Origin of the sequence: Saccharopolyspora hirsuta (assembly GCF_008630535.1) — a bacterium.
Lineage (GTDB): Bacteria > Actinomycetota > Actinomycetes > Mycobacteriales > Pseudonocardiaceae > Saccharopolyspora > Saccharopolyspora hirsuta.
Genome location: NZ_VWPH01000009.1, coordinates 176,674 through 190,764 on the forward strand (window position 1 = coordinate 176,674; position 14,091 = coordinate 190,764).

A 14,091-nucleotide genomic window follows, 5' to 3' on the forward strand; every position below is an offset into this window, starting at 1 on the left:
TCGGGCTCACCGGGCCACCCGGCGAGTCGCGCGTGGTGGGACCACCGCCGGTTCGTGGCGATCGCCCTCCGGGGCGGTCGCCCGCCGGGCGACCGCGCGGGACAGGCGACTTCGCTCCTTCCGCAATCGAACCAACGCCGTCGCCGCCTCCGGGTGCCCGTTGCGCAGGGCCCGCCGGTGACACCGCTCGGCCTCCTCCCGGTCCCAGCCGGTGAACATGATTCCGAGCCGGTACATCGACTCGACGTGCCCCCGGTCTGCGGCCCGCTTGTACTGCTTCAGCGCCGCAACGCGTTCGCCGCCCGCTTCTGCCAGCACGCCCAGCCGGAACGCGGCTTCGACGTCGTCGTCCGCAGCCCGCAGGTACCAGGACCGGGCTTCCGCGGCATCTCCTTCGTCCTCCGCGAGCACGCCCAGGTTGAACGTGGCGACCGCTTCGCCGCGGTTCGCCGCCAGCTCGTACCAGCCGCGGGCTTCCTGGATGCGCTCGTCGTCCTGGCAGAGCACGCCCAGGTTGTTCATGGCGCGGGCGTGGCCGAGCTTGGCCGCGCTCCGGTACCACTGCTCGGCTTCCTGCTGCTGGCCCCTTTCGTGCAGGAACAGGCCGAGCGCGAAGATCCCCTTCACGCTGCCCTTGGCAGCTGCCCCGCGGTAGTGGAACTCGGCCTCGCGCAACTGCCCGGCCTGCTCCGCCAGCCGCCCGAGCTCGGCGCTGGCGTCGGCGTCCCCGGCGTCGGCAGCGTCCCGGAACTGCCTGCTGTTCCTGGTCTCAGCGCGGCTGGTGCGCAAGGACGCGGCGAAGCCGGCGACGGCTCTCGCCCGGTCGTTCGCCTTCTGCGCGGTGTCGGTCCTGGCGTCGATGCGGCTCAGCTGTTGCCTGAGCTTGGTCATCTCCTGCTCGGGGATGTGCCCGGAGGCCTCGGCGCGGTGGAACCAGCGAAGTGCCTGGGCGACGTTGCCGCGTCGCCCCTCGACGATGCCGAGGTGGAGGATCGCGTCGTCGTCGCCGTCGGCCGCCGCCTGCCGGTACCACTCCTCAGCCTCGGTGGGCGAGCCGTTCTCCTCGTGCAGGGCGCCGAGGTGGTACATCGCGCCGGTGCTGCCGGCTGCCGCCGCCCGCTCGAACCACGGCATCGCCTCCCCGTCGCGGTTCTGCGCCCTCAGCAGGATGCCGAGGTTGAACATCGCTTCGGGCAGGCCGTCCTCCGCCGCTTCGCGGTACCAGGACTCGGCTTCTGCGGGTTCGCCTTCGGCCCAGAACTTCTGGGCGAGCCGCAGCATCGCATCGGGGTGGTGAGCTGTGGCGGCTTGGAGCAGCCAGCTGCTCGCCTCGGCTTTGCGGCCGCGTTCGCCCAGGATGATCGCGTACTTGAACATCGCGTCGGTGTCACCGTTGCGGGCGCCCTGCTCGTACCACTGCTGCGGGGTCGTGGTGTCGGCTTCGACCACCGGCTCGGGTGCGGGCTCGGGTTCCGGCGGCGCGTAGGCCGGGTTCGGCGCGAGGGCGAGCATGTCGGATGTCTGCGTGCCCAGCCGTTGCGGCGGTGGCATGCCGCGGCTGACCAGCACCCGCCGCAGGCCGCGGTAGAGGCTGTCCAGCGTCAGCAGGTGCGGTTCGTCGGCGATTCCGTCGCGCAGCAGCGCGAGCAGTTCGCCGGTGAAGGTGGTGTGCTCGGCGCCCTCGGGAGCGGTGGAGGGCGTGTTGGCCGGTGCGGAGGCCAGCGTGTAGGAGCCGTCGATCTCGATCTGGCCGGTCACCACGGATTCCTGCTCGCCCATGGCCGCGAGCGCGCGCCCGGAGAAGCAGCAGTCGAGGATCATCACGCGGTTGCGCGCGGTGGAGTTCGAGATGATCTCGCTGATGTGGCTGAACGGCAGGGCGGTGAACTTCAGCAGGTCGCGCTGGGTTTCCGGCAGTGACAGGTACAGGTGCCCGCTCTTCGGGTCGACCAGGCCGTGGCCCGCGTAGTAGACCAGCAGCATGTCCTGCGCTTGCGCCGCGGCTTCCTGAAGGTGCGCGCCCAGGGCGCCGAGGCTGTCGGGGTCGGGCAGAACCGTGCAGCGTTCCTCGTCGAGCCCCGCGCCCCGGTCGCTCGTCAGCGCGGCGGCGAGGTCCCGGAGGTTGTTGCGGACCGCGGGCAAGTCGGTCAGGTGGGTGAAGGTGCTGGTTCCGATCAGGACCGCGCGCGAGGCGTCCCGGCGGGGTAATCGCACGTCATCCCCCTTGCTCGGGCCGCGCCTCCGATGGCTGCGCTTCGAGCTGCTGGAGCGCGCTGCGCAGCACCTCCTCGGGGTTCTGGATGCGCTTGGCGTCCACCGTCACGCGCCGCTGCGATCCGTCGTCCTCGATCTCCACGGTGATGTCGGAATGCCGCTGCTGGAGCCACACCGACAGCGAACGGGCCAGCACCGTCACCGCACCGCCAGCGCTCAGCGCGACCACCAGCGCGTCCGCCAGCGTGCCCATCTCGCCGGGGCGCGGCGCCGGTTGGTCGAGCGAGACCTGCCCGCGGAGCTCGTCCTCCAAGCTCAGCCATTGGTGCAGCGACCGCAGCTCTTCGTGCTGATCGCGAGCTTCCAGCACCCGAATTCGCACTGCCATTCGTCCCCCAGTGGACCATCGAGTCGATCTCGTGACTGGCGGTGACACTATTGTCGCGGGTCGCGGACGGCAAGGCTCGGGGCGGCGAACCGCGAGCGGTGTCCGGAGTGCAGGAACCGGCTGGGTACGCTGCCGGGTATGGGCGACGTTCTCCCGATCATCCTGCTCGCGCTGGCGGGCTTCCTCGTCGGCGGCGTCTACGCGACGTGGAAGACGGCGCGCGGCTTCTCGATCATGCTCGCCGTCGCCGCGGTCATGGCCGTCGTCGGCGGCATCGGCTGGATGATCTACGGCTGACCCCCCCGAACGGTGAAGGGCACCTCCGGGCCGCGGTGGCCCGGAGGTGCCCTTCGGTCTTGGGTCAGCTCTTGGCCGTTGCCTTCTCGGCCTCGGGCTGGGGTTCGTGGTCGTCCACGAAGGACTGCTCGTTGAACGGGCTCTCGCCCGCGAAGACCTGCTTCATCTGGTCGCGGTCGATCTCCTTGGTCCAGGAGCCGATGAGGACCGTGGCCACCGCGTTGCCCGCGAAGTTGGTCAGGGCGCGGGCCTCGGACATGAAGCGGTCGATGCCGACGATCAGGCCGACGCCGTCGAGCAGCTCCGGGCGGTGCGACTGCAGGCCACCGGCCAGCGTCGCCAGGCCTGCGCCGCTGACCCCGGCCGCGCCCTTCGAGGCGATCATCATGAACAGCAGCAGACCCACCTGCTCGCCCACCGACAGCGGGTCGCCCAGGGCGCTGGCGATGAACAGCGAGGCCATCGTCAGGTAGATCATGGTGCCGTCCAGGTTGAACGAGTATCCGGTCGGCACCGTGATGCCCACCACCGGCTTGCTCACCCCGAGGTGCTCCATCTTCGCGATCAGCCGCGGCAGCGCCGCCTCCGACGACGAGGTGGACACGATCAGCAGGAACTCGCGGCCCAGGTAGCGCAGCAGCGAGAAGATGTTGACCCGCGCGAACATCCACAGCATCGGACCCAGCACCAGGAAGATGAACAGCACGCAGGTCGCGTAGAAGCCGAGCATGATGACCGCCAGGCCCTTGAGCGCTTCCACGCCGGTCGCGCCGACCACCGCCGCGATCGCGCCGAACGCGCCGACCGGGGCCGCCCACATCACCATCGCCAGCATCTTGAACACCAGGCGCTGGACGTGCTCGATGCCGCGCAGGATCGGGGCGCCCTTGTCGCCCATCGCCTGCAGCGCGAAACCGGCCAGCAGCGCGACCAGCAGCGTTTGCAGCACCTGGCCCTCGGTCAGCGAGGACAGCAGGGTCTTCGGGATGATCCCGAGCAGGAACTCCGTGGTGCTCTGGGCCTCCTCGCTGGCCTGCTCCGCGCCCTGGCCGCGGATCTCGTCGCTGATGTGCAGGCCCTCGCCGGGGTGCAGCACGTTGCCCACCAGCAGGCCGATGATCAGGGCGACCACCGACATGACCATGAAGTAGGCGAGGGCGAGACCGCCGACCTTGCCGACCTTCGCGGCCTGCCGGACGCCGCCCACGCCGAGCACGATGGTGCAGAAGATGACCGGCGAGATCATCATCTTGATCAGCTCGACGAAGCCGGTGCCCAGGGGCTTGAGGGCCTTGCCCAGATCGGGGGCCAGGAAACCGACGGCGATACCGGCCAGCACGGCGACGATCACCGCGATGTAGAGGTAGTGCGTCCGGTCCCGGCGACGTGGTGCCGCAGCGTCTTTGCTTGCCACAGTTGTGCTCCTACCTGGGCGGGCCGGGTCATACTCGAGGTCCACCCGTGGCCCAGGTCACGGTGTGGCCGGGAAGAGACTATCTGCGCCGGGCAACACCGTCGTCACGCTTGTGTTCATTGTGTTCACGAATGTCGCGGATGTCGGGAGCGGCCGCGCAGCGCGATCTCGGCCGCGCGCCGCACCACGTCGGAGGTGCTGTCCGGGGTGGCGAGACCGGCGTGCATGACGGCGTCGATCGCGCCGAGCAGGGCGCCGGTGAGGGCTGCGGCGTGCAGCTCGTCGAGCTCGTCGGGGTAGGCCTCGCGCAGGCCGCGCGCGAGCTGCTGCTGCAGGGACGCGTTGCGCAGCAGCGCGCCCGCGCGCAGGGCCGGAACCTCGGCGATGAGGCGGGCGCGGACGCGGGTGAGCTCGTGGTCGAGCGGGAAGCTCCAGGACTCCGCGGTGCTGAGCTGCTCGATCGTGCGCAGCAGCAGGTCTTCCGGGGATTCGTCGGCGGTGCGGTCGGCGAAGGCCTGCGCGAGCAGTTCGCCGTAGATCGCGTCGTCGGCGAAGACGACCTCGTCCTTGGTGGCGAAGTAGTTGAAGAACGTCGCCGGTGACACCTCGGCGGCCGCGGCGATCTCGGCGACCGTGGTGCTGTCGTAGCCCTTGGCGTCGAACAGCCGGAGCGCGGCGTCGATCAGGGCCTGCTTGGTGCGCCGCTTCTTGCGCTCGCGCAGTCCGCTCATGGGCACCGATCCTACAGCGGATACAAAATTAGAGTCGCTCTAAGTTTCTGCTAGCGTGGTGCCCCGACACCCCCTCGTGTCGAGTCCTGCTCAACCGCACCTCAGGGGACCGCGATGCAACCCAGCCACGAGAAACCGCAGAACGCGAGATCACCGCAGACGCAACCACCACTGAAAAACCCGGAGGGGCGGGACTGCGAGGCGGAACAGACCCAGTGCTGCGTGGTCGGCGGCGGCCCGGCCGGGATGATGCTGGGCCTGCTGCTCGCGAGAGCCGGAGTCCGGGTGACGGTGCTGGAGAAGCACCGCGACTTCCTGCGGGACTTCCGCGGCGACACCGTGCACCCCTCGACGCTGCGGCTGCTCGACGAGCTGGGGCTGGGGGAGCGGTTCGCCCGGCTCCCCGCCGGGCACCTGGAGCAGATGCGGATCCAGGTCGGCGGGACGACCGTGGTGATGGCCGACTTCCGGCGGCTGCGCGGCCCGCACCGGCACATCGCGATGGTGCCGCAGTGGGACTTCCTGGACCTGCTGGCCGCGGCCGCCGCCGAGGAACCCTCCTTCGACCTGCGGATGTGCAGTGAGGTAACCGGCCTGCGCACCGGCTCCGGCCGCGTCACCGGCGTGCGCTACCGCGACGTCGACGGGGTGGAGCGCGAGCTCGCGGCCCCGCTGACCGTCGGGTGCGACGGCCGGTGGTCGGTGGTGCGCCGCGCGGCCGGGCTGCGGTCGATCGACTTCGAGCTGCCGATGGACGTCTGGCAGGTGCGCGCGGCCAAGGCGGACGGCGCCACCGACGGCGAGGTGTTCGGGCGCTTCGGCGGCGGGCGGGCCGCGGTGACCATGGACCGCGGCGACTACTACCAGACCGCCTACCTGATCCCGAAGGGTCATGACGAAGCCCTTCGCGCGCAGGACATCTCGGTCTTCCGGGCGCAGCTGGCCGAGCTGTTCGGCTGGTCCGAGGAGCAGCTGGAACCGGTGCGCTCGTGGGACGACGTGAAGCTCCTGAGGACGGAGATGAACCGGTTGCGGCGCTGGTACGGCGAGGGGGTGCTGTGCATCGGCGACGCCGCGCACGTGATGTCGCCGGTCGGCGGCGTCGGCGTGAACATCGCCGTGCAGGACGCCGTTGCCGCAGCGCGCTTCCTCGCCGAGCCGTTGCGGCGCGGGCACGTGCCCACCAGCGTGCTGGCGAAGATCCAGCGGCGGCGGTCGCTGCCCGTGGTGGTCGCGCAGCAGTCGCAGCGCGGCGAGCACGAGATGCTGCTGCGCCCCGCGCTGGACGGCACGCTCGACGAGCGCAAGCTGCCCGTCCTCTTGCGACTCCTGCGGCGATTCCCGGCCCTGCGCGGGCTGACCGGCTACATCGGAGGCATCGGCATCCGCCCGGAACGCGCTCCCGCGTTCGCCCGGCGGAGCCCGGCCCGGGTGTCCTAGCGGCCGATGCGGCTCCGTTTCCGCTGGTCAGGTCCCGTGAGTGTTTTCTGGTGCGATAACCTCGCAAAACGCTCACGGGCCGTCACCTGCGGAAACCGCTGGTCGGCCGGATTTCCGCAGGTCGCGCGTGGTGTAACCTCCGGAGGTCCGCACCAGATTCGTCCCCGGGTCCGTCATGCCTACCGCCGATGCGCGCAACTGGTTCGGCCGCGTCCGACCGCGGTGGAGCCTGGCCCGCCAGCTGTTCGTGCTGCAGGTCGTCGTGGTGGCCGTCGTCGTGCTCGCCGGAACCGCGCTGGCCTGGTACGACGCGCGGCAGCGCACCGAGGACGCGGCCCGGGACAAGGTCGTGGCGGTGGCCCGCACCCTGGCGGCGCAGCCGGACGTCCGCAACGCCCTGGTCGCGCCGAACCCGACCGCGACGCTGCAACCGCTGGCCGAACGGGTGCGCGCCGACACCGGCGTCGACTTCATCACGATCATGTCCCCGCAGGGCATCCGCTACACCCACCCCGACCCGACGCGCATCGGGCAGCCGTTCCTGGGGCACATCGAGCAGGCCGTCGCCGGGCAGGTGTTCACCGAGATCTTCCCCGGCACGCTCGGCTTCTCGGTGCGCGCGGTGGTGCCGGTCCACGACGACGGGCACCGGCTGGTCGGGCTGGTCTCCGACGGGATCACCGTGCGGTCGATCTCGCTGGCGCTGGAGCAGCAGGTCAGCGTGCTGGTGCTGGTCGCCGCCGGGGCGCTGCTGGTCGGCGGGCTGCTGACCTACCTGGTCAGCGCCCGGCTCCGCCGCCACACGCACGGCCTGCGGCCCGCCGAGCTCAGCCGCATGTACGAGTACCACGACGCGATCCTGCACGCGGTCCGCGAAGGGCTGCTGCTGATCTCGCCGACCGGCCGGGTGACGTTGTGCAACGACGGCGCCGGGCTGCTGCTGGGCCTGGACCCGCTGGCCGTCGAGGGGCAGCGGGTGTCCGACCTGGAACTGCCGGAGTCCCTAGTGGACAGCCTCGGCGCGGGGCGGACGGTGCGCGACGAGGTGCACCTGACCGACGAGCGGGTGCTGCTGGTCAACGTCTCGCAGATCCGCAGCGAGGGCCGCGACCTGGGCACCGTGGTGACGCTCCGGGACCACACCGAGCTGCAGGCGCTGAGCGGGGAGCTGGACTCCATGCGCGGCTTCGCGGAATCGCTGCGCTCCCAGGCGCACGAGTCGGCCAACCGCCTGCACACCGTGGTGTCGCTGGTCGAGCTCGGCCGCGCCGACGAGGCCGTCGCGTTCGCCACCGCCGAGCTGGAGCTCGCCCAGCAGCTCACGGACCGCGTGGTCGGGGCGGTCGGCGAGCCGGTGCTGGCCGCGGTGCTGCTGGGCAAGAGCGCCGAGGCGGGGGAGCGCGGGGTGGAGGTCGTGCTCACCGACGACACCGAGATCGACGACGTCGACCTGGCGCACATCGACTCGCGCGACCTGGTGACGATCCTCGGCAACCTGATCGACAACGCGGTGGAGGCCGTGCTGGAGCGCCCGCAGCCGCGGGTGTCGGTGACCGTCCGGTCCACTTCGGACGGAGTGCTGATCCGGGTCGCCGACAACGGCCCCGGGGTGGACCCGGGAACGGCGCAGCGGCTGTTCGAGCGGGGTTGGTCCACGAAGGACGCGAGCCGCGGCCTCGGCCTCGCGCTGGTCGGGCAGAGCGTGCGCCGCTACCGCGGCAGCATCGAGGTGACCAGCGACGGCGGCGCGGTGTTCACCGTGCGGCTGCCGTCCGGAACGGACGTGGCGCGGTGATCTCGGTGCTGGTGGTGGAGGACGACCCGCTGGTCGGCGAGGCGCACGAGGCCTACGTCAACCGGATCGATGGCTTCGCGGTCGCCGGACGGGTCCGCACCGGCCAGGCGGCCCTGCGCTTCGTCGAGCGGACCCCGGTGGACCTGGTCCTGCTGGACCTCCGCCTGCCCGACATGGACGGCCTGCAGGTGGCCCGGGCCCTGCGCACCGCGGGCAGCAACGCCGACGTGATCGCGGTGACCTCGGCCCGCGAGCTGAAGGTGGTCCGGGCCGCGGTGTCCAGCGGGGTGGTCCAGTACCTGCTGAAGCCCTTCACCTTCGCGGCGATGCGCGAGAAGCTGGAGCACTACGCGAAGTTCCGCACGAGCCTCGGCCACGACCGGGAGGTCAGCGGCCAGGCGGAGATCGACCGGGCCTTCTCGGCCCTCCGCGGGGTGGACCGCGCGGCCCTCCCGAAGGGCATGAGCGACGAAACCCTGGCCGCCGTGGTCTCCGCCCTCCGCGCGGCTCCGGAAGGGGCCCCGGCGGGCACGATCGGGGAATCCGCCGGGGTTTCCCGGGTGACGGCCCGCCGCTACCTCGAATACCTGGTGGACAAGGGGATGGCCGAACGCCGCCCCCTCTACGGGGGTGTGGGCCGCCCGGAGATGACCTACCGCTGGATCGGCGAAGCCTGACTCACCCGACCCCGCGTTCCGAGGCGGGGCGGAGCAGCGGGGCACCGGGGCCGAGCTCGGCGAGCCTGTCGTCGGCGTTGTGCAGGGCGCAGGTGCGCAGGGACAGGCAGCCGCACCCGATGCAGCCGGTCAGCCGGTCGCGGAGGCGCTGCAGGCCGTCGATGCGGGCGTCCAGCTCGTCCCGCCAGCGGCGGGACAGGCGTGCCCAGTCCGCCTTGGTCGGGGCGTGGTCGTCGGGGAGCGTGCCGAGGGCTTCCGCGATCTGCTCCAGGCTCAGGCCGACGCGCTGCGCGGAGCGGATGAACGCCAGGCGGCGCAGGACCGACCGGTCGTAGCGGCGCTGGTTCCCGGTGGTCCGGGTGCTGGAGATCAGCCCGCGGTCCTCGTAGAAGCGCAGCGCGGTCTGCGCGACGCCGCTGCGGTGGGCGACCTCACCGATGGTCAGCATCTTCGGTAGCTTCGACACGTCCGCCAGGCTAGCCGAAAAACCTATAGCATGGTGCAGGTATTTCCCGCGGCCGGGGCCTTGACCTCGAGTGAACTCGAAGTTTCACCCTGGGGCGCATGACGATCACGACAACGCGCGGGTACGCCGATCTCCGGCCGCTGATGAGCGCCATGACGGGCGACGAGAAGCACGACGTCGCCGCCACCTCCACCCTCGACGTGCTGTGGGTGCTCTACGACCAGGTCCTGTCGGTCGATCCGCAGCGCACCGACGACCCGGACCGGGACCGCTTCCTGCTGTCCAAGGGCCACGGCCCGATGGCCTTCTACGCGGTGCTGGCCGCCAAGGGCTTCCTGGACCCCGCCGAGCTGTCCTGCTTCGGCGAGTTCGACTCCCGGCTGGGCTTCCACCCCGACCGCGTGCTGGCCCCCGGTGTGGAGATCGGCAGCGGCTCCCTCGGGCACGGCCTGCCCCTCGGGCTCGGCGTCGTGCTGGGCCTGCGCGCCCAGGGCCGCGAGCGGCCGCGGGTCGTCGTGCTGGTCGGCGACGCCGAGCTCGACGAGGGCAGCAACCACGAGGCCATCCAGGTCGCCGGGCGCTGGGGGCTGGGCCAGCTGACCACCGTGGTGGTGGACAACCGCTCCTCCAGCACCGGCTGGCCCGGCGGCATCGCCGACCGCTTCGCCCGCGAGGGCTGGGCCGTGCACACCGTGAACGGCCGCGACCACGGCGAACTCCGCCGCGCCCTCACCGACACCCGCCCGGACCGCCCGCTCGCGGTGGTCGCCGAAGTCGAGCCCAAGGAGCTGTGATGACCGCCCCGACCACCGCCACCACCATGCGCGAGCAGTTCGTGCGGACCACCACCGAAGCCCTCGACACCGATCCGCGGGTGGCCGTCGTGCTCGCGGAGATCTCCGCGGACCGCTTCGAGGACGCCGCGCAGCGCCACCCCCGCCGCGTGCTCAACGTCGGCATCCGCGAGCAGGCCATGGTCGGCGTCGGCGGCGGGCTGGCGCTGACCGGGCTGCGGCCGGTGGTCCACTCGATCACGCCGTTCCTCGTGGAGCGCCCCTTCGAGCAGCTCAAGCTCGACCTCAGCCACCAGGGCGTCGGTGCGATCGTGGTCAGCACCGGCGCCTCGTACGACTACCCGACGGCGGGGCGCACGCACATGGCGCCCGGCGACGTGGCGCTGATCGACACGCTGCCCGGCTGGACCGTGCACGTCCCCGGCCACCCGGCCGAGGTCGACGCGCTGCTGCGCTCGGCGCTGCCCGGCGACGAGCCGGTCTACCTGCGGCTCTCCGAGCGGGTCAACGCCGAACCGCTGGTCACCGGCCCGGGCTGGCACACAGTGCGCAGCGGGAGCCGGGCAGTGGTGCTGGCCGTTGGCCCGATGCTGGACCCGGTCCTGACCGCCACCGCCGCGCTCGACGTGACCGTGCTGTACACGGCCACCATCCGCCCGTTCGACGCCACCGGGCTGCGCGCGGCCGTGCGAGCGGCGAGCCCCGACGTGGTGCTGGTCGAGCCGTACCTGCGCGGCACCTCGACGCACGAGGTCAACGACGCGCTCGCCGACGTCGCGCACCGGACCCTGGCGCTGGGCGTCCGCCGCGACCAGGAGCTGCGCGCGTACGGGACGGCCGACGAGCACGAGGCCGCGCACGGCCTGGGGCCGACCGCGATCGCCGAGTCCATCCGCGACTTCCTGGACGGAGCTGCCCGATGACCTTCACCCCCGGCGAGATCGAGTACCTGGAGAGCCAGAGCTTGGGACGCCTGTGCACGCTCGGGCCGGACGGGGCGCCGCAGGCCCGGCCGGTGGGCGTGCACCTGGGTCCGGACGGGACGATCGACGTCCCCGGCTACCACAACGCGAAGTCGCAGAAGTGGCGCAACGTGCTGCGGGATCCGCGGGTGACGTTCGTGGTGGACGACATCGCCTCGCGGAACCCGTGGCGGGTCCGCGGCATCGAGATCCGCGGGGAGGCGGAGGCGCTGCTCGGCGTCGGGTCGACCGAGGGCGGCCTCAGCGGTGACGTGATCCGCATCCACCCGACGCGCATCCTGTCGTGGGGCATCGACGCAGATCGCCTCGAAGCCCGGAACGTGGGCTGACCGCCCGCGCCGGTAGCCTGGATCCGTGGCACGAGTCGTCATCTTGGACTACGGATCAGGCAACCTCCGCTCCGCCGAACGCGCGCTGCAGCGCGTCGGCGCCGACGTCGAGGTGACCGCCGACCATCGTGCCGCGATGGAGGCCGACGGTCTGGTGGTCCCCGGTGTGGGCGCCTTCGCGGCCTGCATGGAGGGTCTGCTGGAGGTCGGCGGCGACAAGATCATCGACCACCGGCTGGCGGGCGACCGACCGGTGCTGGGCATCTGCGTGGGCATGCAGGTGCTCTTCGAGCAGGGCGTCGAGCACGGCATGCAGGCCAACGGCTGCGGTCAGTGGCCGGGCACCGTCGAGCGGCTGCAGGCCGACGTCCTGCCGCACATGGGCTGGAACGAGGTCGACGCCCCGGCGGACAGCGTGCTGTTCGCCGGGATGGAGCCGGGCACCCGGTTCTACTTCGTGCACTCCTTCGGCGTGCGCCGGTGGGAGCTGGAGCCCGGGGACTCGATCGCGCCGCCGCGGGTGACCTGGGCCGAGCACGGCGAGCGGTTCGTCGCCGCGGTGGAGAACGGTCCGCTGATGGCGACCCAGTTCCACCCGGAGAAGTCCGGGGAGGCGGGCGCCCGGTTGCTGCGCAACTGGCTGGACACCTTGTGACCCGCCGCAACGGGATGCTCGGCCAGCGGGCGATCAAGCTGATCGCCACCGTGCTGGCGTTCGGGATGATCGCCGGTATCGGCGCGCCCTACCTGCTGCAGGCCGGTTTCGCATTGTGGACGGTGCTGCTGCTGGTGCTGGTCGTGCTCGCGGTGCCGGTGGTGGCGGTGCTGTACTCGGAGCGCTCCCGCCGCTGACTTCGCCGTCCTGCTGCAGGTCAGAGATCGTGAGCACGTGGTGGGGCTATAGCCCCGGAAAGTACTCGCGGGACCTGACCAGCAGTACGACCACCTTCCCCTGCGGACCGCGCGTCCGGCGGGTGACGGCGGTGCGGTCGCGGCCGGTCGGGGCCGGGACAGTAGGGTTGGGGCGTGAGCTTCACGTTGCTTCCCGCAGTTGACGTTGCCGACGGGCAGGCCGTCCGCCTCGTGCAGGGCGCCGCCGGTTCCGAGACCTCCTACGGCGACCCGTTGGAGGCCGCGCTGGCCTGGCAGCGCGCGGGGGCGGAGTGGATCCATCTCGTCGACCTGGACGCGGCGTTCGGCCGCGGCTCGAACCGCGAACTGCTGGCCGAGGTGACCGGCAAGCTCGATGTCAAGGTGGAGCTCTCCGGCGGCATCCGCGACGACGCCTCGCTGGAGGCGGCGCTGGCCACCGGCTGCGCGCGGGTCAACCTGGGCACCGCGGCGCTGGAGAACCCGGAGTGGGCGGACCGCGTGGTCGCCGAGTACGGCGAGCGGGTCGCGGTCGGCCTGGACGTGCGGATCACCGAGCAGGGCCACCGGCTGGCCGCCCGCGGCTGGACCAAGGACGGCGGCGACCTCTGGGAGGTGCTGGCGCGGCTGGACGCGGCCGGTTGCCGCCGCTACGTGGTCACCGACGTGAGCAAGGACGGCACCCTGCAGGGCCCGAACACCGAGCTGCTGCGCGAGGTCTGCGCCCGCACCGAGGCGCCGGTGATCGCCTCCGGCGGGGTGTCCAGCGTGGACGACCTGGTGGCGCTGTCGGAGCTGGCTCCGCTCGGCCTGGAGGGCTCCATCGTCGGCAAGGCCCTGTACGCGCAGAACTTCACCCTCGAAGAAGCCCTCGCCGCCGTCCGCTGACCGAGCCGGTTCGGGCGTAGCGGCCCGGGGGTACGCCCAGGATCCGCTTGAAGTGGCGCGCGAGGTGGGACTGGTCGTAGAAGCCTGCCGCGGTCGCGACCTCGCTCGGCGGTCGGCCGTCGAGGAGCAGGCGGCGGGCCAGGTCGACGCGCCGCGCCGTCAGGTACTGGTGCGGCGCGATGCCGAACGCGGTGCTGAAGGCGCGCACCAGATGCGCCGGGTGCGCGTGCAGCAGCTGCGCGGTTTCCGCCAGTGTCGTGCCCGCCACGAGCCGTGAGTCCAGGAGGTCGCGCAGGTCCTGCGCGATGCCGCGGTCGGTCACCGGGCTGGCGACGGCGAGCCGCGGGCGCAGGTGTTCGCGCAGCCGGTGGCTGATGAGGGCCAACCGGCTCTCCGCCTCGAACTCCTCGCCCGGGGTGGCCAGGGCCGCGTGCAGCTGTCCGATGCGGGTGCGCAGGGCGGGGTCGGTGATCTCCGGGCCGTCCACGGCGGGCCCGATGAAGCTCTCGTCCAGCTGCGTCGCGTCGAGGTAGAGCACGCGCTTGCGGAAACCGCGGGGAGTGGCCGAGGTTCCGTTGTGCGGGACGTGGGGCGGCAGCAGGCTGAGCGTTCCGTCCGGGGTGCCGCGCTGGTGGCGGTCCAGGTCGTAGCGGACCGCCCCGTCGTCGACGATCAGCAGCGTCCAGGCGTCGTGGACGTGCAGCGGGTACGCGTGCTCGGTGAAGTGGGCGTGGAAGACCTCCACGACACCCGGGACGGACGGGCGCCACGCCGTGATCTCCTGCTGGGGCGCCATGCAAAGAAC

At 71.8% G+C, this 14,091-nt stretch carries 16 protein-coding genes; 10 read left to right on the plus strand and 6 right to left on the minus strand.

The features are described from left to right. Positions 1-6 precede the first annotated feature (6 nt). Positions 7-2,214 carry a caspase, EACC1-associated type gene (locus F1721_RS20765; protein WP_150068394.1) on the minus strand — a complete coding sequence of 736 codons (2,208 nt, stop codon included), beginning with the start codon at positions 2,212-2,214 and terminating at the stop codon, positions 7-9. Between the two features lies 1 nt (position 2,215). Further along, on the minus strand, positions 2,216-2,602 hold the full coding sequence (locus tag F1721_RS20770) for an effector-associated constant component EACC1 (protein WP_150068395.1): 387 nt from the start codon (positions 2,600-2,602) through the stop codon (positions 2,216-2,218). Positions 2,603-2,740: 138 nt separating this feature from the next. On the opposite strand from F1721_RS20770, the gene F1721_RS34495 reads away from it, so the two are divergent. Continuing rightward, positions 2,741-2,899 (plus strand): hypothetical protein, encoded by a 159-nt coding sequence (locus F1721_RS34495; protein WP_170301549.1) that lies wholly within the window; start codon positions 2,741-2,743, stop codon positions 2,897-2,899. 64 nt (positions 2,900-2,963) lie between these two features. On the opposite strand, the gene F1721_RS20775 is transcribed toward F1721_RS34495, so the two are convergent. Both F1721_RS20775 and F1721_RS20780 read right to left on the minus strand, forming a co-directional pair. Next, positions 2,964-4,313, minus strand: coding sequence for a cation:dicarboxylate symporter family transporter (locus tag F1721_RS20775; RefSeq protein ID WP_150068396.1), 1,350 nt, complete (start codon positions 4,311-4,313; stop codon positions 2,964-2,966). 125 nt (positions 4,314-4,438) lie between these two features. Further along, positions 4,439-5,044 (minus strand): TetR/AcrR family transcriptional regulator, encoded by a 606-nt coding sequence (locus F1721_RS20780; RefSeq protein ID WP_150068397.1) that lies wholly within the window; start codon positions 5,042-5,044, stop codon positions 4,439-4,441. A gap of 114 nt (positions 5,045-5,158) precedes the next feature. Between F1721_RS20780 and F1721_RS20785 the strand changes: the two genes are divergently transcribed. From F1721_RS20785 to F1721_RS20795, 3 genes are all read left to right on the plus strand, one after another. Next, complete coding sequence (locus F1721_RS20785) at positions 5,159-6,484, plus strand: FAD-dependent oxidoreductase (RefSeq protein ID WP_150068398.1); 1,326 nt, start codon at positions 5,159-5,161, stop codon at positions 6,482-6,484. A gap of 175 nt (positions 6,485-6,659) precedes the next feature. Next, the gene (locus F1721_RS20790) at positions 6,660-8,279 is read left to right on the plus strand and encodes a sensor histidine kinase (RefSeq protein WP_150068399.1); all 1,620 of its coding nucleotides are present in this window, start codon (positions 6,660-6,662) and stop codon (positions 8,277-8,279) included. Next, positions 8,276-8,956, plus strand: coding sequence for a response regulator (locus tag F1721_RS20795; protein WP_150068400.1), 681 nt, complete (start codon positions 8,276-8,278; stop codon positions 8,954-8,956). Before F1721_RS20790 ends, F1721_RS20795 begins: the two co-directional genes overlap by 4 nt. 1 nt (position 8,957) lies before the next feature. Here F1721_RS20795 and soxR read toward each other — a convergent pair whose 3' ends face one another. Next, a complete protein-coding gene (gene soxR, locus F1721_RS20800) occupies positions 8,958-9,404 on the minus strand; it encodes a redox-sensitive transcriptional activator SoxR (protein ID WP_150068568.1) in 447 nt (148 codons plus the stop codon). A gap of 116 nt (positions 9,405-9,520) precedes the next feature. Between soxR and F1721_RS20805 the strand changes: the two genes are divergently transcribed. The 6 genes from F1721_RS20805 (at position 9,521) to priA (ending at position 13,286) form a co-directional block, all read left to right on the plus strand. Further along, positions 9,521-10,216, plus strand: a complete 696-nt coding sequence (locus F1721_RS20805) for a thiamine pyrophosphate-dependent enzyme (protein WP_150068401.1) — start codon at positions 9,521-9,523, stop codon at positions 10,214-10,216. Next, positions 10,216-11,139, plus strand: coding sequence for a transketolase family protein (locus F1721_RS20810; protein ID WP_211840549.1), 924 nt, complete (start codon positions 10,216-10,218; stop codon positions 11,137-11,139). The genes F1721_RS20805 and F1721_RS20810 overlap by 1 nt, the downstream gene beginning before the upstream one ends. Beyond that, positions 11,136-11,528 (plus strand): PPOX class F420-dependent oxidoreductase, encoded by a 393-nt coding sequence (locus F1721_RS20815; protein ID WP_150068402.1) that lies wholly within the window; start codon positions 11,136-11,138, stop codon positions 11,526-11,528. The genes F1721_RS20810 and F1721_RS20815 overlap by 4 nt, the downstream gene beginning before the upstream one ends. A 25-nt stretch (positions 11,529-11,553) precedes the next feature. Next, the gene (gene hisH, locus F1721_RS20820) at positions 11,554-12,183 is read left to right on the plus strand and encodes an imidazole glycerol phosphate synthase subunit HisH (RefSeq protein WP_150068403.1); all 630 of its coding nucleotides are present in this window, start codon (positions 11,554-11,556) and stop codon (positions 12,181-12,183) included. Next, the gene (locus F1721_RS20825) at positions 12,180-12,380 is read left to right on the plus strand and encodes a hypothetical protein (RefSeq protein ID WP_211840550.1); all 201 of its coding nucleotides are present in this window, start codon (positions 12,180-12,182) and stop codon (positions 12,378-12,380) included. Before hisH ends, F1721_RS20825 begins: the two co-directional genes overlap by 4 nt. A 174-nt stretch (positions 12,381-12,554) precedes the next feature. After that, complete coding sequence (gene priA / locus F1721_RS20830; protein ID WP_150068404.1) at positions 12,555-13,286, plus strand: bifunctional 1-(5-phosphoribosyl)-5-((5-phosphoribosylamino)methylideneamino)imidazole-4-carboxamide isomerase/phosphoribosylanthranilate isomerase PriA; 732 nt, start codon at positions 12,555-12,557, stop codon at positions 13,284-13,286. Here priA and F1721_RS20835 read toward each other — a convergent pair. Continuing rightward, on the minus strand, positions 13,252-14,082 hold the full coding sequence (locus F1721_RS20835) for a helix-turn-helix transcriptional regulator (RefSeq protein ID WP_150068405.1): 831 nt from the start codon (positions 14,080-14,082) through the stop codon (positions 13,252-13,254). The genes priA and F1721_RS20835 overlap by 35 nt on opposite strands. Positions 14,083-14,091 lie beyond the last annotated feature (9 nt).

What these genes read in the sequence shown, in the direction of transcription:
- F1721_RS20770 (WP_150068395.1), bottom strand. Translation starts at nt 2,602, where the DNA reads ATGGCAGTGCGAATTCGGGTGCTGGAAGCTCGCGATCAGCACGAAGAG.
- F1721_RS34495 (WP_170301549.1), top strand. Translation starts at nt 2,741, where the DNA reads ATGGGCGACGTTCTCCCGATCATCCTGCTCGCGCTGGCGGGCTTCCTC.
- F1721_RS20780 (WP_150068397.1), bottom strand. Translation starts at nt 5,044, where the DNA reads ATGAGCGGACTGCGCGAGCGCAAGAAGCGGCGCACCAAGCAGGCCCTG.
- F1721_RS20785 (WP_150068398.1), top strand. Translation starts at nt 5,159, where the DNA reads ATGCAACCCAGCCACGAGAAACCGCAGAACGCGAGATCACCGCAGACG.
- F1721_RS20790 (WP_150068399.1), top strand. Translation starts at nt 6,660, where the DNA reads ATGCCTACCGCCGATGCGCGCAACTGGTTCGGCCGCGTCCGACCGCGG.
- soxR (WP_150068568.1), bottom strand. Translation starts at nt 9,404, where the DNA reads ATGCTGACCATCGGTGAGGTCGCCCACCGCAGCGGCGTCGCGCAGACC.
- F1721_RS20805 (WP_150068401.1), top strand. Translation starts at nt 9,521, where the DNA reads ATGACGATCACGACAACGCGCGGGTACGCCGATCTCCGGCCGCTGATG.
- F1721_RS20810 (WP_211840549.1), top strand. Translation starts at nt 10,216, where the DNA reads ATGACCGCCCCGACCACCGCCACCACCATGCGCGAGCAGTTCGTGCGG.
- F1721_RS20815 (WP_150068402.1), top strand. Translation starts at nt 11,136, where the DNA reads ATGACCTTCACCCCCGGCGAGATCGAGTACCTGGAGAGCCAGAGCTTG.
- F1721_RS20835 (WP_150068405.1), bottom strand. Translation starts at nt 14,082, where the DNA reads ATGGCGCCCCAGCAGGAGATCACGGCGTGGCGCCCGTCCGTCCCGGGT.